Annotated in this window: 24 protein-coding genes; 18 read left to right on the forward strand and 6 right to left on the reverse strand. The window is 60.7% G+C overall.

Annotated elements, in window-relative coordinates:
* Positions 1–7: 7 nt before the first annotated feature.
* On the reverse strand, positions 8–1,042 hold the full coding sequence (locus AB6M95_RS04250) for a TIGR00180 family glycosyltransferase (protein ID WP_371385493.1): 1,035 nt from the start codon (positions 1,040–1,042) through the stop codon (positions 8–10).
* 137 nt (positions 1,043–1,179) lie between these two features.
* Positions 1,180–2,874 (reverse strand): ABC transporter ATP-binding protein, encoded by a 1,695-nt coding sequence (locus AB6M95_RS04255; RefSeq protein ID WP_442604680.1) that lies wholly within the window; start codon positions 2,872–2,874, stop codon positions 1,180–1,182.
* Positions 2,875–3,335: 461 nt separating this feature from the next.
* Here AB6M95_RS04255 and AB6M95_RS04260 point away from each other — a divergent pair, with 461 nt between their 5' ends.
* From AB6M95_RS04260 to AB6M95_RS04325, 14 genes are all read left to right on the forward strand, one after another.
* Positions 3,336–4,433: a TIGR04372 family glycosyltransferase gene (locus AB6M95_RS04260; RefSeq protein ID WP_371385495.1), complete on the forward strand. Its 1,098-nt coding sequence runs from the start codon at positions 3,336–3,338 to the stop codon at positions 4,431–4,433.
* A gap of 149 nt (positions 4,434–4,582) precedes the next feature.
* Positions 4,583–6,109 carry a PfkB family carbohydrate kinase gene (locus AB6M95_RS04265; RefSeq protein ID WP_371385496.1) on the forward strand — a complete coding sequence of 509 codons (1,527 nt, stop codon included), beginning with the start codon at positions 4,583–4,585 and terminating at the stop codon, positions 6,107–6,109.
* Between the two features lie 4 nt (positions 6,110–6,113).
* Entirely contained in the window at positions 6,114–7,181 is a 1,068-nt protein-coding gene (locus AB6M95_RS04270; protein ID WP_371385497.1) for a nucleotidyltransferase family protein, read from the forward strand.
* A gap of 20 nt (positions 7,182–7,201) precedes the next feature.
* On the forward strand, positions 7,202–7,789 hold the full coding sequence (locus tag AB6M95_RS04275; RefSeq protein WP_371385498.1) for an SIS domain-containing protein: 588 nt from the start codon (positions 7,202–7,204) through the stop codon (positions 7,787–7,789).
* Between the two features lie 15 nt (positions 7,790–7,804).
* Positions 7,805–8,794, forward strand: a complete 990-nt coding sequence (locus tag AB6M95_RS04280; RefSeq protein WP_371385499.1) for an NAD-dependent epimerase/dehydratase family protein — start codon at positions 7,805–7,807, stop codon at positions 8,792–8,794.
* Between the two features lie 23 nt (positions 8,795–8,817).
* Positions 8,818–9,765: an NAD-dependent epimerase/dehydratase family protein gene (locus tag AB6M95_RS04285; RefSeq protein WP_371385500.1), complete on the forward strand. Its 948-nt coding sequence runs from the start codon at positions 8,818–8,820 to the stop codon at positions 9,763–9,765.
* Positions 9,766–9,843: 78 nt separating this feature from the next.
* The gene (locus AB6M95_RS04290) at positions 9,844–10,773 is read left to right on the forward strand and encodes a thiamine pyrophosphate-dependent dehydrogenase E1 component subunit alpha (RefSeq protein WP_371385501.1); all 930 of its coding nucleotides are present in this window, start codon (positions 9,844–9,846) and stop codon (positions 10,771–10,773) included.
* Between the two features lie 12 nt (positions 10,774–10,785).
* Positions 10,786–11,850, forward strand: a complete 1,065-nt coding sequence (locus tag AB6M95_RS04295; RefSeq protein ID WP_371385502.1) for an alpha-ketoacid dehydrogenase subunit beta — start codon at positions 10,786–10,788, stop codon at positions 11,848–11,850.
* A gap of 9 nt (positions 11,851–11,859) precedes the next feature.
* Positions 11,860–12,684, forward strand: a complete 825-nt coding sequence (locus AB6M95_RS04300; protein WP_371385503.1) for an SDR family NAD(P)-dependent oxidoreductase — start codon at positions 11,860–11,862, stop codon at positions 12,682–12,684.
* An 86-nt stretch (positions 12,685–12,770) separates the two neighbouring features.
* Entirely contained in the window at positions 12,771–13,550 is a 780-nt protein-coding gene (locus AB6M95_RS04305; RefSeq protein WP_371385504.1) for an FkbM family methyltransferase, read from the forward strand.
* Between the two features lie 26 nt (positions 13,551–13,576).
* Entirely contained in the window at positions 13,577–15,391 is a 1,815-nt protein-coding gene (locus tag AB6M95_RS04310; RefSeq protein ID WP_371385505.1) for a thiamine pyrophosphate-binding protein, read from the forward strand.
* 16 nt (positions 15,392–15,407) lie between these two features.
* The gene (locus tag AB6M95_RS04315; protein ID WP_371385506.1) at positions 15,408–16,073 is read left to right on the forward strand and encodes a class I SAM-dependent methyltransferase; all 666 of its coding nucleotides are present in this window, start codon (positions 15,408–15,410) and stop codon (positions 16,071–16,073) included.
* A gap of 33 nt (positions 16,074–16,106) precedes the next feature.
* Entirely contained in the window at positions 16,107–17,549 is a 1,443-nt protein-coding gene (locus tag AB6M95_RS04320) for a B12-binding domain-containing radical SAM protein (RefSeq protein ID WP_371385552.1), read from the forward strand.
* Positions 17,550–17,567: 18 nt separating this feature from the next.
* Positions 17,568–18,623 (forward strand): zinc-binding dehydrogenase, encoded by a 1,056-nt coding sequence (locus AB6M95_RS04325; protein WP_371385507.1) that lies wholly within the window; start codon positions 17,568–17,570, stop codon positions 18,621–18,623.
* Positions 18,624–18,707: 84 nt separating this feature from the next.
* Here AB6M95_RS04325 and AB6M95_RS04330 read toward each other — a convergent pair whose 3' ends face one another.
* The 3 genes from AB6M95_RS04330 to AB6M95_RS04340 all read right to left on the reverse strand — a co-directional run bounded on the left by AB6M95_RS04330 (position 18,708) and on the right by AB6M95_RS04340 (position 21,350).
* A complete protein-coding gene (locus AB6M95_RS04330; RefSeq protein WP_371385508.1) occupies positions 18,708–19,439 on the reverse strand; it encodes an amino acid ABC transporter ATP-binding protein in 732 nt (243 codons plus the stop codon).
* A gap of 2 nt (positions 19,440–19,441) precedes the next feature.
* Complete coding sequence (locus AB6M95_RS04335; RefSeq protein WP_371385509.1) at positions 19,442–20,452, reverse strand: amino acid ABC transporter permease; 1,011 nt, start codon at positions 20,450–20,452, stop codon at positions 19,442–19,444.
* 73 nt (positions 20,453–20,525) lie between these two features.
* Complete coding sequence (locus tag AB6M95_RS04340; RefSeq protein WP_371385510.1) at positions 20,526–21,350, reverse strand: transporter substrate-binding domain-containing protein; 825 nt, start codon at positions 21,348–21,350, stop codon at positions 20,526–20,528.
* A 423-nt stretch (positions 21,351–21,773) separates the two neighbouring features.
* On the opposite strand from AB6M95_RS04340, the gene AB6M95_RS04345 reads away from it, so the two are divergent.
* Genes AB6M95_RS04345 through AB6M95_RS04360 form a run of 4 tightly spaced genes read left to right on the forward strand, consistent with a single transcriptional unit; the run spans position 21,774 to position 26,176 of the window.
* On the forward strand, positions 21,774–23,339 hold the full coding sequence (locus tag AB6M95_RS04345) for a hybrid sensor histidine kinase/response regulator (RefSeq protein WP_371385511.1): 1,566 nt from the start codon (positions 21,774–21,776) through the stop codon (positions 23,337–23,339).
* A gap of 40 nt (positions 23,340–23,379) precedes the next feature.
* Positions 23,380–24,489 carry an AI-2E family transporter gene (locus AB6M95_RS04350; protein ID WP_371385512.1) on the forward strand — a complete coding sequence of 370 codons (1,110 nt, stop codon included), beginning with the start codon at positions 23,380–23,382 and terminating at the stop codon, positions 24,487–24,489.
* Entirely contained in the window at positions 24,486–25,736 is a 1,251-nt protein-coding gene (gene mltA / locus AB6M95_RS04355) for a murein transglycosylase A (protein ID WP_371385513.1), read from the forward strand. Before AB6M95_RS04350 ends, mltA begins: the two co-directional genes overlap by 4 nt.
* 38 nt (positions 25,737–25,774) lie before the next feature.
* Positions 25,775–26,176, forward strand: a complete 402-nt coding sequence (locus AB6M95_RS04360; protein ID WP_371385514.1) for a type II toxin-antitoxin system HicB family antitoxin — start codon at positions 25,775–25,777, stop codon at positions 26,174–26,176.
* Positions 26,177–26,325: 149 nt separating this feature from the next.
* Here AB6M95_RS04360 and AB6M95_RS04365 read toward each other — a convergent pair whose 3' ends face one another.
* On the reverse strand, positions 26,326–26,565 hold the full coding sequence (locus AB6M95_RS04365) for a hypothetical protein (protein ID WP_371385515.1): 240 nt from the start codon (positions 26,563–26,565) through the stop codon (positions 26,326–26,328).
* Positions 26,566–26,607 lie beyond the last annotated feature (42 nt).

Here is a 26,607-nt window from a genome sequence, read left to right on the forward strand (position 1 = left end):
CCGTCCCCTAGGAGTCCTGTACCCGTTTCATGAGCTGTTCGTATTCCCGGCGGCCTTCCTCGCCGATGATCTCGAAACTCTCTTTCGTGTCTTTCGCCTGCTGTTCGAGGGCGGCGGCACGTTTTTCAGCCTTCAGCCGTTTGTACTTCTTCTTGAAGAACGTCTTGCTGAGAAAGGTCTTCCACTCGTTTTTGATGCGGTCCCCGGGGCTCTTGACGGGCTTGTCCTGCAGCCAATAGAGGGCCAGGGCCCCGTCCACGTAGAGGCGCGCGCGGGCCTCGGAAATGCCGGATTTTTCCTGCAGGTACGCGAGGGCCGCCCGTTTGACCGCGGTCACCTCGCCGGCGTAGCGGGCTTCGGTGGCCAGCTTGAAGGGGCTGCAATGGTACCGCGGGTCCGTGTCGTTGATGGACGGCCCGGCCTCGGTGGCGGAGTACATGATCGGCAGCTTGGCCCGCTTGCCGTGGATCAGGGCCATCATGACGATGTACGTTTCCATCAGGTAGTAGTTGACGATTTCCCGGGGCATCCTGCGCAGGGTGTTCTGCCAGCAATCGGTCCGGGAGACCGCGTAGAAGATCGTGTCGAATTTGGCGAAGTCCTGCAGGAGGCGTTCCTCGGCCCGGTCGGAATCCACGGGCAGGGAGTAGAGGTCGAAGTTGTTGGCGTCCACCCGGGACCGGTCGTCGTGGTGGCACTGGAAGAGCAGGCCGAGCGCAGTGGAATAGTCCGGATTCGCCTCCAGGTAGTTGATGCAGGTCTGCACACCCTTCATGGAGTGGAGCGTGTCGTCCGCGTTCATGAACATGTACGGTGTCTCGACCCGGTCCAGGATCGGTTGCTTCAGCTTGTGCGGGATCGGCTCGCCCGGGCAATGGACGTAGTCGATGGCCGGGTTGTCCATGGAGGGCTGGTGCGGTTGTTGGCTGGAGTCGACGATGAGGATTGGTACGTCGAACTGCAGATAGTACGGGAGGACCCGTCTCTCCAGAAGCTGGTGGCGCTCATGCGTGGGGATGACGACGGTTACCTTGTTTTTCATGTACGCGTTCCTTCGTGTGGATGCCTTTTTGAAAAAACATCTTCAATTTTTCATGAGTTGTCGAGTCCCGTCAAGAATCTCGCAACCGACGCAGGGTTCAGGAAACAACCAGTCTCGATTGATTCGGCGTCCCCTTTTCAGGAGAGCACCGGGTCCATGGTCGAGTCTTCGAACTGGGTCCTGTAGAGACGCTCGTAAATCGGGCTGACCTGCAGCAGTTCCTTGTGCGTGCCCTTGGCGACGATCTTGCCGTCGTGCATGACCACGATGACGTCCGCGTTCAGGATGGTGGACAGCCGGTGGGCGATGACGATGGACGTCCTGCCGACCATGAGGTTCTCCAGCGCCTGTTGCACGATGCGTTCGGACTCGGTGTCCAGGGCGCTGGTGGCCTCGTCCAGGATGAGCAGGCTCGGGTCCTTCATGATGGCGCGGGCGATGGTCAGACGCTGCTTCTGACCGCCGGAAATCTTGACCCCGCCTTCTCCCACCACGGTTTCGTACCCGTTTGGCATCTCCATGATGAAATCATGGGCGAACGCCGCGCGGGCCGCCGCCTCGACATCCTCGAGGCGGAATTCCTTGTGCGAATAGGCGATGTTTTCGGCCACTGAGACGTTGAACAGGAAGGTGTCCTGGGAGACCAGGCCGAGATTGATGCGCAACGAATCGAGCGTGTACTCGTCCAGGGGAGTGCCGTTGATGGTGATGCTTCCTTTCTGGGGCGAGTAGAAACGCGGCAGGAGATTGACCAGGGTGGTCTTGCCCGAGCCACTGCGGCCCACGATGGCCACGCGCTGCCCGGCCTTGATGTCCAGGGAGAAGTCGTCCACGGCCGGGACATCCGAGTTGGGATAAGTGAAGGAGACGTTCTTGAAGGAGAGCTCCTTGAGATCGCCGTCGAATACGGTCTTGCCGTCATCCTCGACGTTGATGTCGGGCGAGTCGAGGATGTCGAACACGCGCTCGGCACCGGCCAGACCGCCCTGGATGTCGTGGTTGGAGGCGTTGAGCTTCTTGATCGGGTCGTACAACTGCACGAGGCAGAGCAGGAATGCGGTCAGGTCGCCGGGGGTCATGGTTCCCTTGAGGACCTGGTTGCCGCCCACCCACATGACGGTGGCGCCGGCCACCGCGGCGATGATGTCCATGATCCTGGAAGAGCCTTCGGAATACAGCGTGCGGCGGACGAGCAGCTTGGTGAAGCTGTCGTTCTCCTTCTTGAAGCGGAGTTCCTCCCGGACTTCGTTGGCAAAGGCCTTGATGACCTTGATGCCGGAGAAGTTCTCTTCGAGGACGACGTTGATGTCGGAAAACTCGTGCTGCATCCTGCGGCCGTATTTACGGATTTTCTGCCCGAAGTAGACGAACGGGTAGATGGCGATCGGCATGATCAGCAGGCTCCAGAAAGCCAGGTAGGGATCAAGATAGATGGCCGTGCCGATGAGCGCGAACAGGGTGAATACCTGCCGGATGAACATGATGCCGCTGGGCAGACAAACTCGGACCGCCATGACGTCGGCTGTGATGCGGCTCATGAGCATGCCGATCTCGGCTTCGGCGAAATACGGCATGGGGAGCCTGATGATCTTTTTGAACAGATCCAGGCGGAGGTCTCTGAGGACCAGGAAGCCGGTGATGTTCATGACGTAAACCTGGCTCAACTGCAGGAGGCATTTGAGCAGGATGAGGGCTACGAACCCCGCGATGCACAACTTGAGCATCTCGAAATTCTTGGCGACCAAAACATCGTCGGTGAGGTATTTGCTGAGCCACGCCAGTGCGGGCGGAACCGGCGCATAGAGGAGCATGGCGATGACGGAAAGCGTCACCCGGCCTTTGTATGCCCCGAAATATCCAACGCTTCGTTTGAAAAGATATCGATTGCTGAAACTATAGAGTTTGACTTCGCGAGCCACAATTTCTCCTTGATACCTGGATTGGACGCATGAAAGTTGTCCGCTTCATACGAGTTTGCAATCAGGGAGTAAAGGTCAAAGTCTCCTGCGGGAAGGGCTTCCAGAAATCTGTTGCGCTAAGCCCACTGTTTAAGTTAATTTAAACAATTCGATACATGTTAGAAAGTGTCCTTTGTGCGCCGTTTTTTCATACTGAAATAATAAAGTTAATTCGCAGAACGCCGGAGCCGTCGGAGTTGGTGGAAACCGCCGGGAAACAAGTCTGCGAGTTGAATTCGAGTTATATGTCCAGCCGACCGAAATACCGAATAGTCCTGTGGCCCTATAGGATCTTGTTTTTTCCCGTTCTGCTCCCGGTGGCCCTCCTGCTGGGGTTGTTCAACAAGCTGTCTCCCGTCCCGGTCAAGATTCATCTGATCCGTGTCGAGCGCATCGGGCATCTGGTGGCGAACCAGCTGGAATACTTCTCCAAGCTGGAAAGAGGGTTGTTGCCCAGAGAATACCGTTTCTTCGTCTACCAGGATCATCCGAGCAACCGGGTCATGCTCAATATCCTCAAGCGTAATATGCGGATCGTGCCCGCGCTTCTCCCTTTGTACGACGTCTGCCGCAAGTGCGGCGGTCTTGGCGTCATTTCTCGGGAGTTCTTTTCCACCATCGGTTTTGATACCGACAAGTACCTTTTCAAGATGGCGCGGCGTTTTGATTTCAGCCCCCGGGAGATGGAGGAGGCGAAAAGCCAGTGCCGCGCTCTCGGTCTGGACCCGGAAAAGCCGATCGTGTCGTTTCTTGGCCGGGACGAAGTCTATACCACCAAGCTCGGAGCCGCTTCCAAGCATTTCTTTCGCAACGCGAACGTCCAGACGCTCGTGCCGGCCATGGAGTACCTGGCGGACCGCTATCAGGTCGTCCGGCTGGGGAGCGCCGCCAAGGAGCCGGTCAAAACTGATCACCCCAATGTTCTGGATTACACCTTTTCCGGCCGCCGGACGGAACTGCTCGATGTCTATCTTTCCGCCAAATGTAGGTTTTTCGTCAGTGTCGGTTCCGGCCTGGACGCGATCACGTCGTACATGTTCCGCCTGCCGGTGCTCTATGTCCATTGCGCCTTTGTCACAGCCGTGGCATCCTATGAGCCAAACGCCTGTGTTATTTTTAAAAAATGTTGGCATAAGGCGGAGGAAAGATATCTGACTATGAGCGAGATATTCGAGGCGGGTGCCGGGAGCAGCACCTCGCCCGAGATTTTCGATCCCCTCGGGATTGAAATCCATGACAACACCGCCGAGGAGATCGTTGCTGCGGCCAGGGAGATGGTCGCCCGGGTCGAAGGGACCTGGGTCGAGACGGAAGAGACGAAGGAGCGGCAGGAGAGGTTCTGGGTGGTATTCAGAAAATATTGGCCGTGCAATGCTCCGGAAGTGAAGATAGCCGATATATTTTTGGTAAATAACCCCAGCTGGATGGAATAGCCGGGGAAGGCCGCAGGGTGTCATCGCGGGGGAAGCCGTTTCCGACGGGATGGCGCCTATTGTTGAGGATAGAGTTTGTTCTTGTTGTTTTCGAGTGGCGCGACAGCGTGTGCGCGTCGTCATCCGGATGGAATGTATAGGTACTCATCATGAATACGGGAAGTAAGATCGCGACACTTGAGGAACTCGCCGATATCGTTTCGCGATGCAGGGCGGAAGGGAAGAAGGTCGTTCATTGCCACGGGGTGTTCGACCTGCTGCACATCGGGCATATCCGCTCTTTCAACCAGGCGGGTGAGATCGGTGACGTGGTCGTCGTGACGGTCGCCTGCGACCAGGCTTTGGGGAACGGGAAAACCTGTCCGAAGTTCGTCGAGGACCTGAGGGCCGAAGCGGTCGCTTCCCTCGGAGGCGTGGACTACGTGGCCATCGCAACTCACGTCGAATTGTCCACCATACTGGATATGCTTTCGCCCGACATCTATTTCAAGGTCATAGACCATTTCAAATCCAAGGCCGAGGAACAGGTCGAGATCGATGCGGAACGCACCCTCTGCCAGGCAAAGGGCATTCGCTTCGAACTGCCCCTTGAGAGCACCTTCAATTCCACGAGCGTGATCAACAAGTTCATCTCGTCGTTCCCGGAACACGTGCAGGAATACCTCCACGTGTTCATGAGCCGGTACTCGCTGGAGGAGGTATTTGCGGTCATCGACAGGATGGCCGATCTGTCCGTGGCCGTGATCGGCGACGCGATCATCGACGACTACCGGTATTGCCGCACGCTGGGCACGTCGTCGAAGGATCCGGTCCTGGCCGTCCAATATAGCCGCCACGACATCTTTGCCGGGGGCATTCTGGCCGTGGCCAACCATGTCTCCAACTTCTGCAGGCAAGTCGACATGTATACCGTCCTGGGGGGCAAGAACGATTATCGCACCTTTATCGAGGACAGCCTGAACGCCAATGTGACCCCGCATTTCATCGTCAAGGAAAACGCCCCGACAATCGTCAAGCGGCGGTTTGTCGAGGGCTACTCGCTCAACAAGATGTTCGAGGTCTACATCATGGACGACTCCGGGCTGAACGTGGAGCAGGACGGGCAGTTCCGCGAGATGCTCCAGCGGGAACTGCCGGGGTACGACCTCGTCATCGTCGCCGACTTCGGGCACGGGACCATCAGCAGGGCGACGCGCCAGACCATTTCTGACCACGCCCCGTTCCTGGCCCTGAACACCCAGGCGAACTCCGGGAACAGGGGCTTCAACACGGTCACGCAATACAAGACGGCCCAGTACGCGAGCATCGCCGAGCACGAGCTGCGCCTCGAGACCCGCGACCTGGACGGCGACGTGAGTGGACTGCTCGACCAGGTCGCCGACAAGATGGGCGTCGACCTCTTCGTGGTGACGAGAGGGATGCGCGGCAGTCTGGTCCGGTCCGCGAACGGCGAGCAGGTTTCGGTGCCCGCTTTCGCCCACAAGGTCGTGGACCGCGTCGGCGCGGGCGACGCCTTCCTCTCGGTGACTTCCATGGCGGCCTATCTCGGCTGCCCGCCCGAACTGCTGGGATTCATCGGCAACGTCGTCGGCGCGCTGGCCTGCGAGATCCTGGGCAACCAGAAGTCGATCGAGCCCCGGAAGCTCAAAGCGTATCTCCATGACATCCTGCAATAAGAGCATGGAATCCGAAAGGCGCGCGATCGTGCTCGCGGCGGGGCTGGGAACCCGCCTGCGGCCGGTGACCGACATATTCCCCAAGTGCATGGTTCCGGTGAGGGGACGGCCGCTGCTGGAATACTGGCTCAGGGCCCTTTCAGGGGCCGGGTTCGGAAAGTGCGTGGTGAACACGCACTACAAGGCCGACCTGTTCCGGGAATACCTGGCCGGATTCCCCGGGGACCTGGACATAACCATTTCGCATGAGGAGCAGCTGCTCGGCACCGGCGGAACGCTGTTGAACAACAGGGAGTTCTGCCAGGGCGGGCCCGTCATGCTCATCCACGCCGACAACCTCTGCCTCACGGACCTCGGCGCCTTCTGGGAGGCCCACGCCCGGAGGCCCCGGAACACCGCCATCACGATGATGACCTTCCAAACGCCGACGCCCAAGACCTGCGGCATCGTCGAATTGGACGAGGACGGCGTGGTGCAGGCATTTCACGAGAAGGTGGAGAACCCTCCCGGCGACCTGGCCAACGGCGCGGTCTACATCGTCGAGCCCGAGGTCGTGGAGTTCATCGCGGGCCTGGGCAAGCCCGAGGTCGACTTCAGCACCGAGGTCCTCCCCCGGTTCGTCGGCAGGATATTCACCCACCACAACGGCGATTACCACCGGGATATCGGCAACCCGGAGAGTCTCCTGGCCGCTCACGAGGACAGCTGGACTTTTTCGCCCGAACAGGTTGACCCGGATAATTGGAGTCGGTTATGCCGTGGGCAACTTGCTTCCGAGTTGCGCGGTTTCCCCGAGGCGCTGGCTCGATCCATAGGGGCGCGGCAGGTTGAATTCGAGCGGATTGCGGCTTCCGCCGGGGACGGAAAGCGGGACCGAGATGCAACGATCCTGACGGTGCTTCCCTCGTCGACGGATAACGTCGATGCGGTTGCCGGAGAGGTTCGAGCCTTGTTCCCGGAAGCGAAGAGAATCGTTCTGGTTTCGAGATTCTCCGCCTCCCGTGACGTTCCACATGCGATATACAACGCCCATCGTGTCACCTGGTATCAAATATGTTCCCAAAACATCTAATGTTTTCTAGGAAATAAGGTATGTACTCGACACTGAAACCGAGTTGCTGGCTGGACGATCTGTCCAAGATCAGGACCACTGCGCAATGCAAGGTCAACGGGACGGCGGCCAGCCTTGACGATGGCTATCTGGCGCTGGGGCAGGTCTTCCGGGACGTCCGGGAGAGCGGCGCGACGCTCTGGTGGGTCGGCAACGGCGGGAGTGCGGCCATCTGTTCCCATCTTTCCCAGGACGCCATGAACAAGCTCTCGGTGCGTTCCTGTCATCTGAACGACCCCTCCCTGATGTCCTGCATGGCCAATGATTACGGCTATGAACAGGTCTACGAGAGGCCGCTCAGGACGTTGGTCCGGCCTGGAGACGTTCTCATCGCGATCTCAAGTTCGGGCAATTCGCAGAACATCGTCTCCTGCGTGGAGCTGGCGAAGCGCAAGGGCATGAAAGTGGTCTCCCTCTCGGGTTTTGCCGAGGACAACAAGCTCTGGCAGGGCGAAAGCGACATAGCGTTCTATCTCCCCGGCACTCTCTACGGACTGGTCGAGGTCGGGCACGAGGCCCTGCTCCACGCCGCCATCGAGTGCCTTTGGCATGCAGAGTCCAACGCATAATAAGGTATTTGAGATATGAGTAAGAAATTTGTAGTCATCGGCAGCAACTCCTTTTCCGGCGCCAGCTTTGTCGACACGCTCCTGGACGCGGGCTATGAGGCCATAGGCGTCAGCCGCTCCCCGGAGCCCAACCCGGTCTTCCTGCCCTACAAGCTGAACGGCCGGACCGGATTCGAGTTCCATCAGCTCGACCTGAACCACGACCTCGACGCCATCATCCGGCTCGTCGCGGATTCCAAGGCGGACTACGTGGTCAACTTCGCCTCGCAGAGCATGGTCGGCGAGAGCTGGCAGCACCCTGAGCATTGGTTCATGACCAACGCCGTTTCCACGGTCAAGCTCCACGAGGGGTTGCGGAAGATCGACTCTCTGGAGAAGTACGTCCATATTTCCACGCCCGAAGTGTACGGCACCTGCGAAGGGCTGGTCCCGGAGAGCACCGACTACCACCCGAGCACGCCGTACGCCGTGTCGCGGGCCGCAGGCGACATGAGCCTGATGAGCTTCTACCAGGCCTATGACTTCCCGGTCGTCTTCACTCGCGCCGCCAACGTCTTCGGCCCCGGTCAGCAGCTCTACCGCATCGTGCCCAGAACCATCCTGTTCTTCCTCATGGGCAGGAAGCTGCAGCTCCACGGCGGGGGCAAGTCGGTCCGCTCCTTCATCCACATCCGCGACGTCTCGGAATGCACCATCGACATCGCCCTGAAGGCCGCGCCGCCGAACATCTATCACGTCTCCACCAAGCGGAACATCTCCATCCACGATCTCGTGGTCATGGTCGCCGAACAGCTCGGCGTGTCCTTCGCCGACCACGTGGAGATCGTCGGGGAGCGGTTGGGCAAGGACGCGGCGTACCTGCTCGACAGCGCCAAGGCCCGGCAGGAGTTCGGCTGGACAGACAAGATCAGTCTTGAACAGGGCATCGAAGAGACCATTTCGTGGGTCAAGGACAACCTTGAAACCCTGCGGTCCCAGCCCTTCGATTACATCCATAAAGCATAAATTCAGCATTACAGGAGCTTAACATGCGTATTCTCGTCACCGGCGGTTGCGGTTATATCGGATCCATCCTCGTCCCCAAACTGCTGGGCCTCGGGCATGAAGTCATCGCCTTCGACATCCAGTGGTTCGGCAACTACCTGGCCGACCAGCCGAACCTGACCGTCGTCCAGGGCGACATCAGGGATATCGATTCCGTCCCCATGGAGGGCGTCAACGCCATCATCCACCTGGCCAACGTGGCCAACGACCCCTGCGGCGACCTGAACTCCAAGCTCGTCTGGGAAGTGAACGCCCTGGGCACCATGCAGCTTCTGGAGAAGGCCATCGAGAACGGCGTGGAGAAGTTCCTGCTCGCCAGCTCCGGCAGCGTCTACGGGATCAAGGACGAGGACCAGGTCACCGAGGAACTGTCGCTGGTCCCCATCTCCGACTACAACAAGACCAAGATGATCAGCGAGCGCGTCCTGCTGAGCTACAAGGACAAGATCGACATCTTCAGCATCCGGCCCGCCACGGTCTGCGGCTACTCCCCGCGCATGCGCCTCGACGTCGCGGTCAACCTGCTGACCATGCAGGCCCTGACCAAGGGTGAGATCACCGTTCTCGGCGGCAACCAGACGCGACCCAACGTCCACATCCAGGACATCACCGACATCTTCATCCATTTCCTCGGCAAGGGCGGCGAGTTCGCCGGCATCTACAACGCCGGGTTCGAGAACATCTCCATCATGGACATCGCCGAGATGGTCAAGGAGCAAATCGGCGCAGAGATCATCGTCAAGCCGTCCAACGACCCGCGCTCCTACAGGCTGAATTCCGACAAGCTGCTTGCTACCGGTTTCTCGCCCAAGCACTCGGTCCTCGACGGCATCAAGGACGTCGTTGCCGCCTACAACGACAAGAAGCTGTTCGACGAAGAGCGGTATTACAACATCAAGACGATGAAAACTCTCGATATCTGCAAGAACTAGTCTGGCGACTGCGATATCGGTCTACATCCGGGAAGGGATATGACACAGGGGCGACTTCACAGGGATCTGCTGCACAGAATGTTGACGGTTCGTTTGGTCGAGGAACGGATCTGTTCCGAATACGCCGAACAAACCATGCGCTGTCCCGTCCACATCTGCATCGGACAGGAAGCGATCGCGGCCGGTGTGTGCGCGGCGTTGCGCGATGAGGACGCCGTCATGAGCACGCATCGCTCCCATGGGCACTACCTGGCCAAGGGCGGGGACCTGCGAGCCATGATGGCCGAGATATACGGCCGCGAGGCAGGCTGTTGCCGCGGAAAGGGCGGCTCCATGCATCTCGTCGACCTCAAGGCGGGATTCATGGGCGCCGTGCCCATCGTCGGGAGCACCATCCCCATCGCCACCGGTATTGGCCTGTCGAGCAAGCTCGCCGGGCGGGACATTGTCTCCGTGGTCTTCTTCGGAGAGGGGGCCAGCGAGGAGGGGGTTTTCCAGGAGAGCATTCAGTATGCGGCCCTGAAGAAACTCCCCGTTATCTATGTCTGTGAGAACAATGGATTCTCTGTGAATACGCCGCTGAAGGACCGTCGGCCCGACGGCTTCTCCGTGACCAGGGTGGCCGAAGCCTACGGGGTCGAGGCCGGCCAGGGGGACGGAAACGACGTCCTCGGGGTCTACGAGATGGCCCGGCGGGCCGTGGACCGGGCCCGCTTAGGTGAAGGCCCGAGCCTTCTCGAGTTCTCGACCTACCGCTGGCGGGAGCACTGCGGCCCCAACGACGACCACCATCTCGTCTGCCGCTCGGTCGAGGACTTCGAGCAGTGGAAGGAGAAATGCCCGATCGCGACGTTCACCGGCTTCCTCACCAGGGAGAACCTGCTGGGGGCCGACGAGATCGCGCAGATGCGGGAGGGCATCCTGTCTCAGGTGGACGAAGCGTTCGCCTTTGCCAAAACGGCCCCGGCTCCCGACGCCGGGCTGGCCGGAAGCGGCGAGTACGCGTAGGGAGATGGAGTTATGACCGAAGAACGCATTATCAGCTACGCGCAGGCTATCCTGGAAGGCACCGACCAGTGCTTGCAGGACGATTCCTCCGTCTTCCTCATGGGACTCGGCGTGCCCGATCCCGGGGGCATTTTCGGCACCACGGTGGGGCTTCAGGAGAAGTACGGCGAAGACCGCGTCATGGACATGCCCATTGCCGAGAACGGCATGACCGGCATCGCCCTGGGCGCGGCCATTTCCGGCATGCGCCCGATCATGACCCACCAGCGGCTGGACTTCATGCTCCTGGCCATGGATCAGATCGTCAACCATGCCGCCAAGTGGCACTACATGTTCGACGAGAAGATAAAGGCCCCGCTGGTCATCCGCATCATCATCGGGCGCGGCTGGGGCCAGGGCCCGCAACACTCGCAGAACTTGGCGTCCTGGTTCGCCCACATCCCCGGGCTCAAGGTGGTCGCCCCGTTTACCCCCTATGACGCCAAGGGCATGCTGATTTCCGCCGTCCGGGACGATAACCCCGTGGTCATCCTTGAGCATAGGTGGAACTACAACATCAAGAGCCACGTCCCCGAGGAGATGTACGCCGTCCCCCTGGACAAGGCCCGCGTGGTCCGTAAGGGCGCGGACGTGACCGTGGTCTCCCTTTCGCACATGACCTACGAGGCGCTGCAGGCGGCGGAGACGCTCCGGGAAATGGGGATCAGCGCGGAGGTCGTCGATGTCCGCTCCCTGCGTCCCTTGGACACGGACACGATCCTCGAATCCGTCCGCAAGACCGGCCGCCTGATCGTGGCCGACCCGGCGTGGAAGCGCTGCGGCATGGCCGGTGAGATCATCGCCGTGGTCGCGGAGCAGCGGCTTTCGTCCCTCAAGGACGCGCCCGTCCGGCTGACCTACGCGGACCATCCGCTGCCCACGGCCCCGTCGCTGGCGGAAGACTATTTCCCGGGCGCGCGCCATATCGTCTACGAAGCGTGCAAGATGCTGGGCATGGAGGTGGACGCCTCGATGCTCAAGTACTCGGGCAAGGTGCCGCACGACGTGCCCGACATGAGCTTTTCCGGTCCCTTCTAGGTGCATGGCATGCGAATAGTCGTCATCTCGGCCTCCAGCGGCATCGGCTCCGCCCTCTGCCGCCACTGGCGCGGCCAGGGGCACGAGGTCTTCGGGACCTACCGGACCGCTTCGGACACCGTCTCCGAACTGGAGGCGGCTGGAGCGGCCTTTTTCCCCTTGGACATAGCCGACGCGGGGTCCGTGGACGAAGCGGCAGGGCAAATCGGCAAAGCGGCCGCCAGCTGGGACGTGCTCGTTCTCGCGCCCGGCACCACCGAACCCGTGGGGCCTTTCCTGGACACGGACCCGGACGAGTGGGCCCGTTCCCTCGACGTCAATTTCGTGAACCAATGGCGCCTGGTGCACCGCCTGCTCCCCACGCGGAGCGGGGACGCGGAGCTTGGGCCGTGCGTACTCTTTTTCGCGGGCGGCGGGACGAACAACGCCGTGGTCAACTACAGCGCCTACACCATTTCCAAGGTCGCCTGCATCAAGATGTGCGAGCTGCTCGACGCCGAGGTTTCGGACACGCGGTTCTCCATCGTGGGCCCCGGCTGGGTCAAGACCAGAATTCACGAGGAGACCCTTCAGGCCGGAGCACAGGCCGCGGGGCACAATTACGAGATGGTCAAGTCCAAGCTGAAGAGCGGCGACTTCGTTCCCATGGAAAAGGTGATCGACTCCTGCGACTGGGTGATTTCGCAACCGCGGGAGGTTGTCGGAGGACGGAATTTCAGCACCGCGCACGATGCCTTCGGCTCCGCCGAACTGGCCGAAGCGCTGCGCAACGAATCGAACATGTATAAACTTCGTCGTCACGGGAATGCCTGGCGACCGCTAAAAAATGATTGAGGTTTCTTATGGAGTCGTCTCTTTTCTTGAATGAGTTGTTTGATGTATTGCCGCTCATTTCGTCGCATCATTCCCCCATGGGGGCCGTGCATCAGGAACTCAAGCGGGCTGCCAGGGCCGAAGTGGAACGGCTGTTCGGCGAAGATGCCCCGCGCCCGGTCCAGTTCGGTGATATCGGCGAGCTGGATTTCCCCTTTTTCAGCATGGGCAGCATCGATTCCCGCAACCTCTTCGACCTGGATGAGCTGATCATCTTCAGCTTCTACCGGAAGAACCGGGGCCGGTACAAGAACGTCCTGGACGTGGGGGCGAACATCGGCCTGCATTCGACCCTGCTGTCCCTCATGGGCTACACCGTGCGGTGCTTCGAGCCCGATCCCGTCCACTTCGAGCTGTTGCAGCGCAACCTCAAGGCCAACGGCTGCTCGAACGTCGAGCCCCACGCCGCGGCCATGTCCGACAGCGACGGCGAGACCGAGTTCTGCCGGGTCAAGGGGAACACCACCGGCAGCCACATCAAGGGCGCCAAGGCGAATCCCTATGGCGAACTGGACTATTTCCCGGTCAAGATCGAAGCGGCCAACCCGCACCTGAAATGGGCGGACCTGGTGAAGATGGACGTCGAAGGGCACGAGCCCACCATCCTGACCGCCACGGACCGGGACATCTGGGAGGGGACCGACGCCTTTGTCGAGATCGAAAACGCGGAAAACGGGGCCATCGTCTTCGAGCACATGTCCAAGCTCGGCGTGAACCTCTTCGCCGAGAAGCTGAACTGGCAGCGGGTCAGGAGCGCCGAGGACATGCCCGCAGGGTACAAGGAAGGATCCCTGTTCGTTTCCGTGAAAGACGCCATGCCCTGGTAGGGTGTGAACCGACCGGGGAGCACGCCATGAAGCTTTCGGACTACATAGCCGCGTTCATTCAGAAGTTGGATGTCCGGCACGCCTTCGTCGTCACGGGCGGGGCCGCGATCCATCTGATCGACTCCATCGCCCATCAGGACGGCGTGGACTACGTCTGCGCCCAGCATGAGCAGGGCGCGGCCATGATGGCCGACGGCTATGCCCGCGCCTCCGGCATGGGGGTGGCCATCGGGACCAGCGGTCCGGGGGCGACCAACATGCTCACCGGCACGGCCTGCGCCTTCTACGACTCCGTCCCGGTCCTGTACATCACCGGCCAGGTCTCGACCTTCCGCCTGCGGCGGGACACCGGGGTGCGGCAGCTGGGTTTCCAGGAAGCCGACACGGTGGACATGTTCACTCCGGTGACCAAGTATTCCGTCCTGATTGAAGACAAGATGGACATCCGTTACGAGCTGGAAAAGGCGGTCTACATCGCTCTTTCCGGCCGTCCCGGCCCTGTCCTGGTGGATGTGCCGGACAACCTGCAGCGCGAGGATATCGGGGACCCGGAAGCCCTGCGCAGTTTCGACCCCGCCGAGCTCTCGGCGGATGCGGGAGGAGAGGCCGGAGGGGCCGCCGCAGCTTCGACCGACGCCCTGGTCGACCAGGTCGCGGTCCGGCTGCGGGAAGCCAAGCGCCCGGTCCTGATCCTGGGGTGGGGCGTTCGTTGCGCCCGGGCCGAGGAGAGCGTCAGGAGGCTGGTCGAGCGCCTCGGTATCCCGTACGTGCTTTCCTGGGCGGTCATCGACCTGCTCCCGCATGACATGCCGTCCTATGCCGGGACCTTCGGCACCCATGGCTGCCGAGCCGGCAACCTGGCGGTCCAGAATGCGGATTTCGTGTTATCTATCGGCAGCCGCCTGGACACGCACCATACGGGCACGCCCAAGGACTTTGCCCGCGGGGCCCATCTGGTCATGGTCGACGTGGACGCCACCGAACTGGACAAGTTCAAGGTCAACGGGCGCAGCCTGGATATCGGCATCGCCATGGATGCCAAGGCCTTTATCAAAGGGCTGCTGAACCGTCTCGAAGGCGAACCTGGGCCCGGCACGGCCGCGATTGCGCCCTGGCTCGGGTACGTGGAAGGGTGGAAAAGGAAATACCCCATCTGCCCGGATTCTGAAAAGGAGCGCGCCTACCCCTCGCCGTACTGCGTGTTCGACATCCTGTCGGACCTGACCGACGGCTCCGAACTGCTCTTCGCCGACACCGGGTGCAGCTTGGCCTGGATGATGTCCACGTTCCGCCCCCATGGGTCGCAACGGGTCTTCAGCGCGTTCAACTTCACGCCCATGGGCTATGCCCTGCCCGCCGCCATAGGCGGCGCGTTCGCCTCCGGAAAGACCAGCATCTGCGTCTCCGGCGACGGGGGGCTCCAGATGAACATTCAGGAGCTGGCCACCTGCGCCCGCCACAAGCTGCCGGTCAAGGTCCTGCTGTTCGACAACCAGGGATACGGCATGATCCAGCAGACCCAGGAGCAGTGGATGGATGCCCGCTATTACGCGGCCAACGTCGATCAGGGGCTGGCGTTCCCGGATTTCTGCAAGCTGGCGGACGTCTACGGTTTTACCGTGTTCGACCTGGACAGCAACGCCCGGGTGACCGAAATTCTGACCGATTTTCTCAAGGCGTCCGGGCCCTGTTTCTGCCGCGTGAAGGTCCCCTCGGCGTGCCGGGTCGTCCCGCAGCTCAAGTTCGGCCGCGCCCTGGAAGACCAGGAGCCGCTGCTCGATCGAGAAGAATTTTTGGAAAATCTTATCATTGAACCTTTGGACTCGAGCCGCGAGTCATAGACCACTGGAGGCTGACGTGGCTGAAATAAATTTGCTGGACAAGTACCCCAAGTCGAAGCGTCCCATCGAGGAACGCGGGCAGTTGATCACCGAAGAGCATCGGGCCACCGCCCGCAAGTTCGGTTTCGAATACTACGACGGCGAGCGCCTGACCGGTTACGGCGGGTACAACTACCATCCCCGGTTCTGGCAGGACACCGTTAAGCGCTTCCGGGATCACTACAATCTGAAGCCGGACGCCAAGGTGCTCGACGTGGGCTGCGCCAAGGGTTTCATGATGCACGACTTCAAGGAACTCATGCCCGAAATAACCATCCAGGGGTTGGACATCTCCGAGTACGGCAAGGAGCACGCCCTGGATGACATGCGGGAGTTCATCGACATCGGGAACGCCAAGGAACTGCCGTACGAAGACAATTCCTTTGACCTCGTCATCTGCATCAACACCGTCCACAACCTGCCCCTCGAAGAGTGCAAGCAGGCCCTGCAGGAGATCCAGCGAGTGACCCGGAAGGACGCCTTCGTGACCATGGACGCGTGGCGCAACGACAGGGAACATGAGCAGCTCCTGAAGTGGAACCTCACGGCGTTGACGTACATGCATGTCAACGACTGGATCGCCCTGTTCGACGAGGTCGGCTACAAGGGCGACTACTGGTGGTTCATCGCTGAAACTGCATAGCTCTCGGGGATAAATATGGAATCTTTACTGCTCATGCAGCCCAATTACGCTATCTTGGGCAAGCGATCATGGCCTTTGCCTCCCTACAATCTCGCCTTGCTGAAGGCGATCCTGGGGGAAATGCTCGATGTAACCATCATTGATTTCAATGATTCTGCCGACAACGAGCAGGTCATGACGGCCAAACTGCGTGAGTTGAATCCGACTTACGTGGGCATTACGTCCTTTTCCACGGAGTATAACAAGGAAATTCACCATCATGTGAAGATCGTCAGGCAGGCGCTTCCCGAAGCCCGGATCATTCTGGGCGGCGTATACCCGACCATTCAGCCGCATCTGGCCATGGAAGACCCCGATGTCGACTATTGCCTCCTCGGCGAAGGCGAGGAGCGGATGGCCACCCTGATCGACCACCTCAAGACCGGGGAACCGTTGCCCCATGACGGCTTCGCCTTCCGCAAGGACGGCAGGGTAGAGATTCATGAGCCCCTCAGGTTTATCCAGGACCTCGACCGCTTCCCGCTCCCGGACTACGGCGATCTCGATGTCGCGGCGTACGGCGCCAAGCCGATCAAGTTCGCCCAGGGCCTGATCGCCCGGCAGTATCCCTACGGCGTGACGATCACCTCCCGCGGTTGTCCCTTCAAGTGCATTTTTTGCGCGGGCCGGACTATCAGCGGCAGCAAGGTGCGCCTGCGTTCCGCCGAGAATGTCATGGAGGAAGTGAAGTGGATGAACGAAAAATACGGCATCAAGGAAGTCATCTTCCTTGACGACCATTTCTTGCACAGGCGCGATCGCGCCGAGCAGATCATGCGGGGCATCAGGGACCTGGGCCTCGGCATGACCTGGAAATGCGTCAATGTCGCGGTGTTCGCCCTGGATGAGGCCCTCCTGGACCTGATGAAGGAGACCGGTTGCTATCAGATTACGCTGAGCATCGAGAGCGGCGTAGAGTCCACCCTGCGGGACATCATTCTCAAGCCTGTGGACCTGGAGCAGGCGCGGCGCATGGTCGCCTATGCCCAGTCCATCGGGATAGAGGTTATTTCGAACTTCGTCATCGGGTTCCCCGGCGAGACCTGGGATAACATCCGCAAGACCATCGCCTACGCGGACAGCCTGAATCTCGACCTAGTTAACTTCCATATAGCCACGCCGCTTCCGAAAACGAGGCTTATGGAGATCTGCCTGGAGCACGGCTTCGTCAGTTCCATGGACGACCAGACCGGGTACACCGAAGGCGTTGTCGAGACCGACGAGTGGTCCAGCCGCGATCTGCAGATCCTGCGCGCCTACGAATGGGACCGGATCAATTTCTCCTCGCCGGAGAAGATCGCGACCATCGCCCGGATGCAGGCCCTGACCGTCGAGGAAGTCGACGTGTGGCGCAGGAACACGAGAAGAAGGCTCGGTTCCACCAAGGAATTCAAGACGATGCTCCAGCAGTCGGCGCGTGAAGAACGATACCCGTAGAAAGGATTTTGACGAATCATGTATGAAATAGAACAGCGCACCATGAAGGCTGCCATTCTGGAGCAGTCGAACGCGCCGCTTATCATCGACGAGGTCGAGCTCCCGGAGACCCTGCGGCACGGCCAGGTCCTGGTCGAGGTCAGGTACACCGGCATTTGCGGCTCGCAGCTCGGCGAGATCCGGGCCGTGAAGGGGCCGGATAAGTTCCTGCCCCACCTGCTGGGCCACGAAGCCTCGGGCAAGGTGCTCCAGTGCGGCCCCGGCGTGAAGCACGTCAAGGCGGACGACCACGTGGTCCTGCACTGGCGGCCGGGGGCGGGGGAGACCGGAGAGCCGCCCAAATACACATGGCGCGGCAAGCCGCTCAACGCGGGCTGGGTGACGACGTTCAACCAATACGCCATCGTCTCGGAGAACCGGGTCACCGCCATCCCCAAGACCTTCGATCTCAAGCTCGCGCCCCTGTTCGGGTGCGCCCTGACGACCGGCATGGGCGTGGTCGTCAACAACGCCCGGATCGCTCCGGGCGAGGCGGTCGTCGTCTTCGGAGCCGGCGGCATCGGCCTGAACGTGATCCAGGGTGCCAAGCTGTGCTCCGCGTGGCCGATCATCGCCGTGGACCTGTTCGACAACCGGCTCGAACTCGCTAGGGAACTCGGCGCCACCCATTGCCTGAACGCCACGCGCGACGACGTCGCCCAAGCTGTGGCCGACATCTGCGGCGCGGCCGACGTCTGCATCGACAACACCGGCAACACCAAGGTCATGGCGCAGGCGTATTCGCTGCTCTCCAGGGACGGGCGGCTTGTGCTGGTCGGCGTCCCCAAGGCGGGCGACGAGCTTTCGATCCCCACGCTTCCGCTCCATTTTGGGAAGAGCATCATCGGGTCCCACGGCGGCGAATGCGAGCCGGCCAAGGACATTCCCAGGTACATCAAGCTGTACGAGCAGGGCGTCCTGGATCTGGAAAGCTACTTCACCAAGACCTACGCCCTGGACGATATCAACCAGGCCCTCGACGACCTTCGGGACGGCCGGGTCAGCGGGCGTTGCCTTGTTGACAATTTCGCTTAGACCCGGCTCCGTGCCGTTTGCCATGACAAAGGGGGCTGCGCAGCAATGCGCAGCCCCCTTTTTTGCCCTTTGAGCGGGCTTTGCCTACAGGATCTGGCTGAGGAACAGTTTGGTGCGGTCGTTCTGGGGGTTGGTGAAGAAGTGTTCCGGGGTGCCCACTTCGACGATCTTGCCCTCGTCCATGAAGACGACCTGGTCGGCCACTTCGCGGGCGAAGCCCATCTCGTGGGTGACCACGACCATGGTCATGCCTTCCCGGGCCAGGGTCTTCATGACGTCCAGGACCTCGCCGACCATTTCCGGGTCGAGCGCCGAGGTCGGCTCGTCGAAGAGCATGACCTTGGGGTTCATGGCCAGGGCGCGGGCGATGGCCACGCGCTGCATCTGGCCGCCGGACAGCTGGGCCGGGTAGTTCTCGGCCTTGGCGTGGATGCCAACCTTGTTGAGCAGGGTCATGGCCGTCTCGATGGATTCCTTCTTGCCGCGCTTGCGGACCGAGATCTGGCCCACGGTGACGTTCTCCAGCACGGTCAGGTGCGGGAAGAGGTTGAAGGACTGGAAGACCATGCCCACTTCCATGCGGACCTTGTTGATGTTGGTCTTGGGGTCGAGGACGTCCACGCCGTCGATCATGATGTGCCCGGAGTTGGCATGCTCGAGCCGGTTCAGGCAGCGCAGGAAGGTGGACTTGCCGGACCCGGACGGGCCGATGACGACGACCACCTCGCCGGGGTTGATGTGGTAGGACACATCGTGCAGGGCCTGGACCTCGTGCGGGACGAAGAAGGTCTTGTATACGTTTTTGACGTCTATCATGGTTATGCCTCCGCCGTCCTTCTTTCGAGGTATTGAACGAACATGGACAGAGTGAAGGTGATGACCAGGTACATGATGGCGCAGACGAACCAGAGTTCATACGGCATCAGGCTGGTGGTGACCGCCTCGCGGGTGGCCTTCGTCAATTCGGGGATGGCGATGACGCCGAGCAGCGAGGAGTCCTTGATCAGGCTGATGAACTGGCCCGCCAGGGGCGGCAGGATGCGCTTGAAGGCCTGGGGCAGGATGATCTTGACCATGGCCTTGCTCTTGGTCATGCCCAGGGACCGGGCCGCCTCCATCTGCCCTCTGTGGATGGACTGGATGCCCGCACGGACAATTTCCGCCACATAGGCCCCGGCGAAGATGGCCAGGGACATGACGCCGAACCACAGCGAGGGGACCTGCGGCAGCCCGGCCAGGGCCAACAGATTGTTGATGATGGTTCCGAGCACGAAGTACCACATGATGATCTGGACCAGCAGCGGGGTGCCGCGGATCAGTTCGATGTAGGTTATGGCGGACCATTTGAGAAACGGATTTTGCGAGACGCGGGCCAGGCCGGTGAACAGGCCCAGCAGGATGCCGAGAATGATCGCCACGAAGCTGACTTCTATGGTGATCAGCAGGCCCTTCATGAGCATGCCCATCTTGCCCAGCTGGTATTCCCCGATGGCGTCTCCCATATACAGGGAGTCGCCTTCGCTGACGAGGACGTCCGAGCCGGGAATGGTGTAGAATTCCGAATCGCCGTCACCTTTGACGATGACCACGGTGTCGTCGCCTTTCTTGGTGATGGAGGTGACTTCGCCCTCGATTTCGGCGCTTACCTTGACGGTGTCGACGTAGTAGAAATATTGGGGAATCCGGTTCCATCGCCAGATGTAGTTCGTCTGCGTGGTGGCCCAGTACATGCCGCCGCAGACGATGATCAGCGCGGCGACGTACAGGCCTTTCCAAAGCAAATTCTTGTCGAGCTCCTTGCGGGGCGCGATTTTTTCAGTATCGGTCATTATTCACTCGATGGGATTGGTGCGCAAAAAACCGGGGGCCGCTTGGCGCGACCCCCGGATGATCGTTCAGTGGTTACTGGATGTCGTTGTACCAGTCGTTGGAGCCGAACCACTTGTTGTAGATTCGTTCGTAACGGCCGTCGTTCTTGATCTGGACGATGAAGTTGTTCAGCCAGTTCAGGAAGTCCGGGTCACCCTTGTTGATGGCCCAGCCGAGCGGCTCGTAGGTGAAGGGCTCGTCCAGGAACTTCATACCGGCGGCCTTGCCGCGCTGGGAGAAGAAGATGGAGGTCATGGGCAGGTCATAGACGGTGGCGTCGGCCTTGCCGTTCAGGGTCTCCAGCATGGCCTGGTCTTCCATCTCGAAGGACTTGTAGGTGGCCTTGGGGAAGAGGCGCTTGGCGGCCTGCTCGCCGGTGGTGCCGAGCTTTGAGGTGATGATGATGCCCGGCTGATTCAACTGCTTCCAAGAGGTGATCTTGTCCGCGTCTTTGGCGGCGATCAGAGCGGTCTGGCCGACGATGATGTAGGGATTGGCGAAGTTGACCTTCAGGTTGCGCTCCTGGTTGATGGTCATGCCGGAGGCGATGAGGTCGTACTTGTCGGAGAGCAGGCCGGGGATGATGCCATCCCAGGCGGTGTTGACGAGCTCGAGCTTGACGCCCATGGCCTTGGCCATTTCCTTGACCATGTCGACGTCGAAGCCGACGATGGTGCCTTTTTTGTCGGTCATCTCGAAGGGCATGTAGCCGGCCTCGAGGCCCACGCGCAGGGTGCCCCTCTGGACGATCTTCTCCAGAGTGGAAGATTTGGCGAGTTCGATGTCGGCGGCCTGAGCGGACATGGCGGCGCACAGAAGCAGAGACAGCACGGCCACAAGAGTAATGATGCGTTTCATCCTTTCCTCCAATGAAACATTAGGTTGGTTGGTATCCATCCGTTGCCCTGGTTCCGTCCGGGTACACGGCCTCGGGGCATGGGTTCCTCTCCGTCGTTTCCGTATTGAACGATTTTGTTCACAGAACGACAGTCATGCATAGCCTCAATACCCGGAAATTTCAAGGGAGTTCTCAGATGCCGCCGATTGCCCGATTTCCTCATTTTGCTGAATATGTTGCGTGATTTTTTAAAAATGGCAGAACAAGTATCGTAAATTTGCGGAAAAATATCCCGGCAAATGGCAGGCTGTTCGGTCGCGCCGAAAAAAAGGAAAGAAGACGTTCCGGAAATTATATTTATCATTTTTATGTGGTACGGTTGGCGCTAAGGTACGCGCAGAGATCAAAATGTATCTGTAGCGGTCCTCCAATGGAGAAAAAACATGCCCACCAACAAGATATTGGTCGTTGAAGACAACGCCATTGCGCAACTAGACATCAAACTGGCCCTGGAGCGGGCCGGATACGGCGTGATAGGCATGACCGGCAGCGGCGAGGAGGCGCTCGTCCTGGCCGACAGGCTGGCCCCGGACATCGTGCTCATGGACATTCAGCTCGAAGGGGAGATGGACGGACTCGAGGCCGCGGGCGAGCTGCGCAACCGGTTCGACATTCCCGTCATATATCTGACTGCGGTGGTGGACGAGGAGACCCTGCACTGGGCCAAGGTGACCGGTCCCTTCGGGTATCTGGTCAAGCCCGTCGACCACCTCGAACTGCGCTCGGCCATTGAGGTGGGGCTGTACAAGCATCAGATGGAGCGCGAGCTGCGCAAGGCCAAGCTGGCCGCCGAGGCCGCCAGCCGGGCCAAGGCCTCGTTCCTGGCCACGGTCAGTCACGAGCTGCGCACTCCCATGACCGGCGTGCTCGGCATGACCGAGCTGCTGTTCATGTCCGACCTGGGAGAGCCGTACCGCGAGAGCGTCCGGTTGATCAAGGAATCCTCCATGTCGCTGCTGTCGGTGCTCAACCAGATCATCGACTACTCCAAGCTCGAGACCAGCTCCCTGACCGCACGGGTGATGGACTTCCGCCTAGAGGACATGATCACCGGCATCCTCTCGCAGCACCGGCGTCCGGCCGCGGCCAAGGGCGTGAGCCTGGAGTATTCCATCGACCCGAAAATACCCGACTGGGTCCGGGGGGACCCGGCCAAGCTGCGCCAGGTGATCGGCAACCTCATCAGCAACGGCGTCAAGTTCACCCCGTCGGGCCTGGTCATGGTGGACGTCTCCCTGGCCGGGGCGGGCGACTGCGCCATGAAGGGCGAAAACGGGCTGGCCGTGCAGGTCCTTGTTCGGGACAGCGGAGTGGGCATTCCCCGCGAAAAGCTGGCCCAAATATTCGAGAGTTTCCGGCAGGGCGAGGACCACCTCTACCACACCTCGGGCGGCCTCGGCCTGGGCCTGGCCATCGCCGGCAGGCTGGTGGAGTTCCTGGGCGGCTGCCTGCGCTGTTCGAGCGAAGAGGGCAGGGGCAGCGTCTTTTCCGTCTCCGTGCCGTTGGAGTACAGCCCCTACGAGGCGTCGTCCCCGTCCGCCTCGGTCCTCGGGGAAGGGTCGCCCCTCAAGGGCGTCCGGGTCCTGGTGGCCGAGGACGACCTGGTCAACCAGCGCTATCTCGTCCGCCTGCTCGAAAAGATGGGGTGCGCGGTCACCCTGGCCGAAACCGGCACCCAAGCCGTGGCCGCGCTGAAGGAAAATCCCTTCGATCTCGTGCTCATGGATGTGGAGATGCCGGAGATGGACGGCATCGAGGCCACCCGATGCATCCGCGACCCCGCAACCGGCTGCCTGGACCCGGCCGTGCCCATCGTGGCCCTGACCGCGCGGGCCATGTGGGGCGACGAGCAGCGCTGCATCCACGCGGGAATGGACGACTACGTTTCCAAGCCGGTTGACGTTGACACCGTCGCCGCAATCATACAATCAACCCTGAAGAAGGAATAACTCCAGCCCTGCTGTTCCCTTCCACGGAGCTTGAACGAGTATGAGCGATTTCAACGGACCGACGCCCCTCAACGGCGGCGGCATCTACAAGGTGTTTCTGATCCTCCTCCTGCTGTTTTCCCTGTACCTGGGATTCTCGCTGGTCGAGCCCTTCATGCACACCCTGATCTTCTCCACCGTGCTGGCGGTCTTGTTCACCCCGGTCTTCAACTGGGCCCTGAAGCTGTGCAAGGGACGGCGCACCTGGGCCTCGGCCATGACCGTGGGGATCATCGTCTTCGCCCTGGTCCTGCCCCTGGCCTTCCTGTTCATGGCCCTGATCAGCCAGGGCGTGGAGTCCCTGGTCTCCCTGAACGCCTGGATCGCCCAGGGGACCTACAAGTCCTTCCTCAGCCTGGAGGCGCTGGACAAGTACACGGCCATGATCCACGAACAGCTGCCGTTCCTGCGCATCGACGAGGTCCAGGTCCAGGCGGGCGTGCTCCAATATTCCAGGGAGTTCGCCCAGAACATGCTGTCCTTCGGCACCTCCCTGGCAAGGGACGGGGCCAAGCTGGTCATGCACTTCCTGCTCATGGTCTTCGTCCTCTTCTACTTCATGCGCGACGGCACCAAGATGGTCGCCTACATCAAACGGCTTTCACCGCTTCGCCCCAAGCAGGAGGACTACATCATCGACAGCCTGAAGCGGGTCGCCAGGGGCGTGCTCATGGGCTGCCTGCTGGTGGCCGTGCTCCAGGGCTTCGCTGGCGGCGTCGGGCTGGCCGTGGCCGGCATCCCCGCCTTCTTCTGGGGCGGCATGATGGCCCTGTCCTCGCTCATTCCCGTGCTCGGCACCGGCCTGGTCTGGGTGCCCGCCGTGGTCTACCTGTTCCTGTCCGGACAGTGGAAGATGGCCATCTTCCTGGCCCTGTGGTGCGGCATCTTCGTGGTCGGCATCGACACCATTCTGCGGCCCATCTTCATGCGCGAGGCTTCGCGCGTTTCCACCTTCTACATCTTCATCGCCATCCTCGGCGGCATCTATTCCTTCGGCATGCTGGGCATCTTTTACGGCCCGCTGATCCTGAGTTTCGTCATGGTCATGCTGCAGATCTATCTTGAGGAATACGCCGACGACCTGGCCGACGACGAAGAGGCGGTTCAATGACTTTAAGGAATTCCCTGTTCGGCTCCATCATCCTGTTTCTCCTTCTCGCAGCCGGTTGCGCCCCCAAGGCCCCCGCGCCGACCCCGGGGCCCACGCCCCCGCCGGCGCCCCCCGCCCCTATGGTCCCGACCTACGCGCCCGTGGGGGAGAAAACGGCCGAAGAGTTGGCCCGGTCCCTTTCCCTCAAGCCCCAGAACCTGTGCTCCTGGCAGGACCTGCGCCCCGGCATCGAGGCCAGCCTGAACTACATCCGGACCCGGCCGCAGGACGCGGTCTGCGTGAACCGGCCCGGCCTGCGCCTGACCTGGGGGCAGTTGAAGGATTCCGTGGCCGAACTCGCCTCCACCCTTGCTCTGCTGGACCACGACCCGTCCCTGCTGGCCCAGCGGTTCACCTGGCTCAAGCTTGAGCCGGGGACCCTGCTGACCGGTTACTACGAGCCGTGGCTCAAGGCCTCCCTCACCCCGGACGCGACCTTCAAGTACCCGCTCTACGGCGTGCCCGGCGACCTCAAGGTCATGGACCTGGGCGACTTCCATCCGCGCTGGGCAGGTCAGAAGCTCATATACCGCGTGGAAGAGGGCAAGGCGGAGCCGTATTTCGACCGCGCGGCCATCGATGGGCTGGGGGCCCTGGAAGGGGCGGGCGACGAGATCGCCTGGGCCGCCGACCCGGTGGACGTCTTCTTTCTCCAGGTCCAGGGCTCGGGCCGTCTGGACCTGCCCGACGGCAGCTTCAAGCACATCCTCTACGGCGGCAAGAACGGCCGCCAGTACGTATCCATCGGCAAGGTGCTCATCGACGAGGGATATATACCCAAGGAAGAGATGAGCATGCAGCGCATCCGGCAGTTCCTGAATGCGCATCCGGGCGTGGCCGAGGACATCCTCTTCCGCAATCCGAGCTACGTCTTCTTCCGGCTGGCGGACGAGGGGCCCTTCGGCTCGATCAATTCCATCCTGACCCCGCGCGTCAGCGTGGCCGTGGACCGGTCCATGATCCCGCTGGGCAGCGTGGTGGCCCTCAAGACCGCGCTCATGGACTACGACACCGGCAAGGCCGACCCGTTCTTCTCCCTGGTTCTGGCCCAGGACACGGGCGGGGCCATCCAGGGCACGCGCATGGACCTGTTCTGCGGCGCGGGCGAGGAGGCCGAGACCCTGGCCGGGCATCTGCAGGAGGGGGCCGAGGTCTACATGCTCCTGAGCAAGCGGGTCCTCGGGGCCCGGTCGAACACCCCCCAATAGGCCTTTTCACCGAGATCCGGCAGCCAAGGAGGCGGCAAATGCAGTATGTGGCGTTTTTCGAGCAGGAGAAGCACGGCCTGTCCGTGACCTTTCCGGATTTCCCGGAATGCACCAGCTTTGGCGAGGACCTGGACGAGGCCGTGGACAACGCCCACGAAGCCCTGACCATGTACCTGGAGGACCGCATTCAGAGCGGCGAACTCCTCCCTGAGCCCTCGAAGAAGAAGGTTTTGCTCGCCCAACCCGAAAACGAGGGGAAGAAAGCGATCAATATCTCCGTTCAAGGGGATGGAAGCGACTTCGAGGAGTTCGAAATGGTCATGCATGTTCATCTTCTGGCCAGAATCGAGAAGTATTGCCGCCAGTATGGGGTTTCCCCGGCCGATTTTCTGGCAGCCGCGTCACGATTGGCGATCAAAACCGATATTTTCGCTGCCTGACATCCCTGATTCCACCATTTCGTAGCCTTATTTTAACCAAAGTTCCAAGATGGTGAGAATTTAATTCTCCTGTCATTCTTGGGGGCTAGGGGGTCTCTTGTCGTCCCTTATCCTGGTGATTTACAAATTTGACAAAAGTTATTAATATGTTACAGTTGCACGTTCCCCCGTTTTGATTTAGGTTTTCCTTCCGGGATTTGTATAGACTCCTTATGCAATGCAACGGTGAACAGCTCCTTGGAAGTTGCATTATTGTGAAACGCCTGAGCCGAAGAGCCTGCCGCGATCGTTTTGCCGGTCGCATCGCAGGCTTTTTTGCCCCTGCCGGATGCGCTCCCTCGCTGCTGAGATTTTTTGGAATCATTGGATTTTTTGTCCGGTGTCTGCATGCGTGCCGTCGTTTGTTCGCGGCGGGGCGATGGACTTTTAAC

Origin of the sequence: Pseudodesulfovibrio karagichevae, from assembly GCF_041414475.1 — a bacterium.
Lineage (GTDB): Bacteria > Desulfobacterota > Desulfovibrionia > Desulfovibrionales > Desulfovibrionaceae > Pseudodesulfovibrio > Pseudodesulfovibrio karagichevae.

Bases quoted from the DNA above. Each gene is read 5' to 3' on its own strand.
- AB6M95_RS04270 (WP_371385497.1), top strand. From the start codon at position 6,114: ATGGAATCCGAAAGGCGCGCGATCGTGCTCGCGGCGGGGCTGGGAACC.
- AB6M95_RS04335 (WP_371385509.1), bottom strand. From the start codon at position 20,452: ATGACCGATACTGAAAAAATCGCGCCCCGCAAGGAGCTCGACAAGAAT.
- AB6M95_RS04275 (WP_371385498.1), top strand. From the start codon at position 7,202: ATGTACTCGACACTGAAACCGAGTTGCTGGCTGGACGATCTGTCCAAG.
- AB6M95_RS04350 (WP_371385512.1), top strand. From the start codon at position 23,380: ATGAGCGATTTCAACGGACCGACGCCCCTCAACGGCGGCGGCATCTAC.
- AB6M95_RS04250 (WP_371385493.1), bottom strand. From the start codon at position 1,042: ATGAAAAACAAGGTAACCGTCGTCATCCCCACGCATGAGCGCCACCAG.
- AB6M95_RS04300 (WP_371385503.1), top strand. From the start codon at position 11,860: ATGCGAATAGTCGTCATCTCGGCCTCCAGCGGCATCGGCTCCGCCCTC.
- AB6M95_RS04265 (WP_371385496.1), top strand. From the start codon at position 4,583: ATGAATACGGGAAGTAAGATCGCGACACTTGAGGAACTCGCCGATATC.
- AB6M95_RS04325 (WP_371385507.1), top strand. From the start codon at position 17,568: ATGTATGAAATAGAACAGCGCACCATGAAGGCTGCCATTCTGGAGCAG.
- AB6M95_RS04360 (WP_371385514.1), top strand. From the start codon at position 25,775: ATGCAGTATGTGGCGTTTTTCGAGCAGGAGAAGCACGGCCTGTCCGTG.
- AB6M95_RS04295 (WP_371385502.1), top strand. From the start codon at position 10,786: ATGACCGAAGAACGCATTATCAGCTACGCGCAGGCTATCCTGGAAGGC.
- AB6M95_RS04320 (WP_371385552.1), top strand. From the start codon at position 16,107: ATGCAGCCCAATTACGCTATCTTGGGCAAGCGATCATGGCCTTTGCCT.
- AB6M95_RS04340 (WP_371385510.1), bottom strand. From the start codon at position 21,350: ATGAAACGCATCATTACTCTTGTGGCCGTGCTGTCTCTGCTTCTGTGC.
- AB6M95_RS04285 (WP_371385500.1), top strand. From the start codon at position 8,818: ATGCGTATTCTCGTCACCGGCGGTTGCGGTTATATCGGATCCATCCTC.
- AB6M95_RS04330 (WP_371385508.1), bottom strand. From the start codon at position 19,439: ATGATAGACGTCAAAAACGTATACAAGACCTTCTTCGTCCCGCACGAG.
- AB6M95_RS04280 (WP_371385499.1), top strand. From the start codon at position 7,805: ATGAGTAAGAAATTTGTAGTCATCGGCAGCAACTCCTTTTCCGGCGCC.
- mltA (WP_371385513.1), top strand. From the start codon at position 24,486: ATGACTTTAAGGAATTCCCTGTTCGGCTCCATCATCCTGTTTCTCCTT.
- AB6M95_RS04345 (WP_371385511.1), top strand. From the start codon at position 21,774: ATGCCCACCAACAAGATATTGGTCGTTGAAGACAACGCCATTGCGCAA.
- AB6M95_RS04365 (WP_371385515.1), bottom strand. From the start codon at position 26,565: ATGCAGACACCGGACAAAAAATCCAATGATTCCAAAAAATCTCAGCAG.
- AB6M95_RS04290 (WP_371385501.1), top strand. From the start codon at position 9,844: ATGTTGACGGTTCGTTTGGTCGAGGAACGGATCTGTTCCGAATACGCC.
- AB6M95_RS04310 (WP_371385505.1), top strand. From the start codon at position 13,577: ATGAAGCTTTCGGACTACATAGCCGCGTTCATTCAGAAGTTGGATGTC.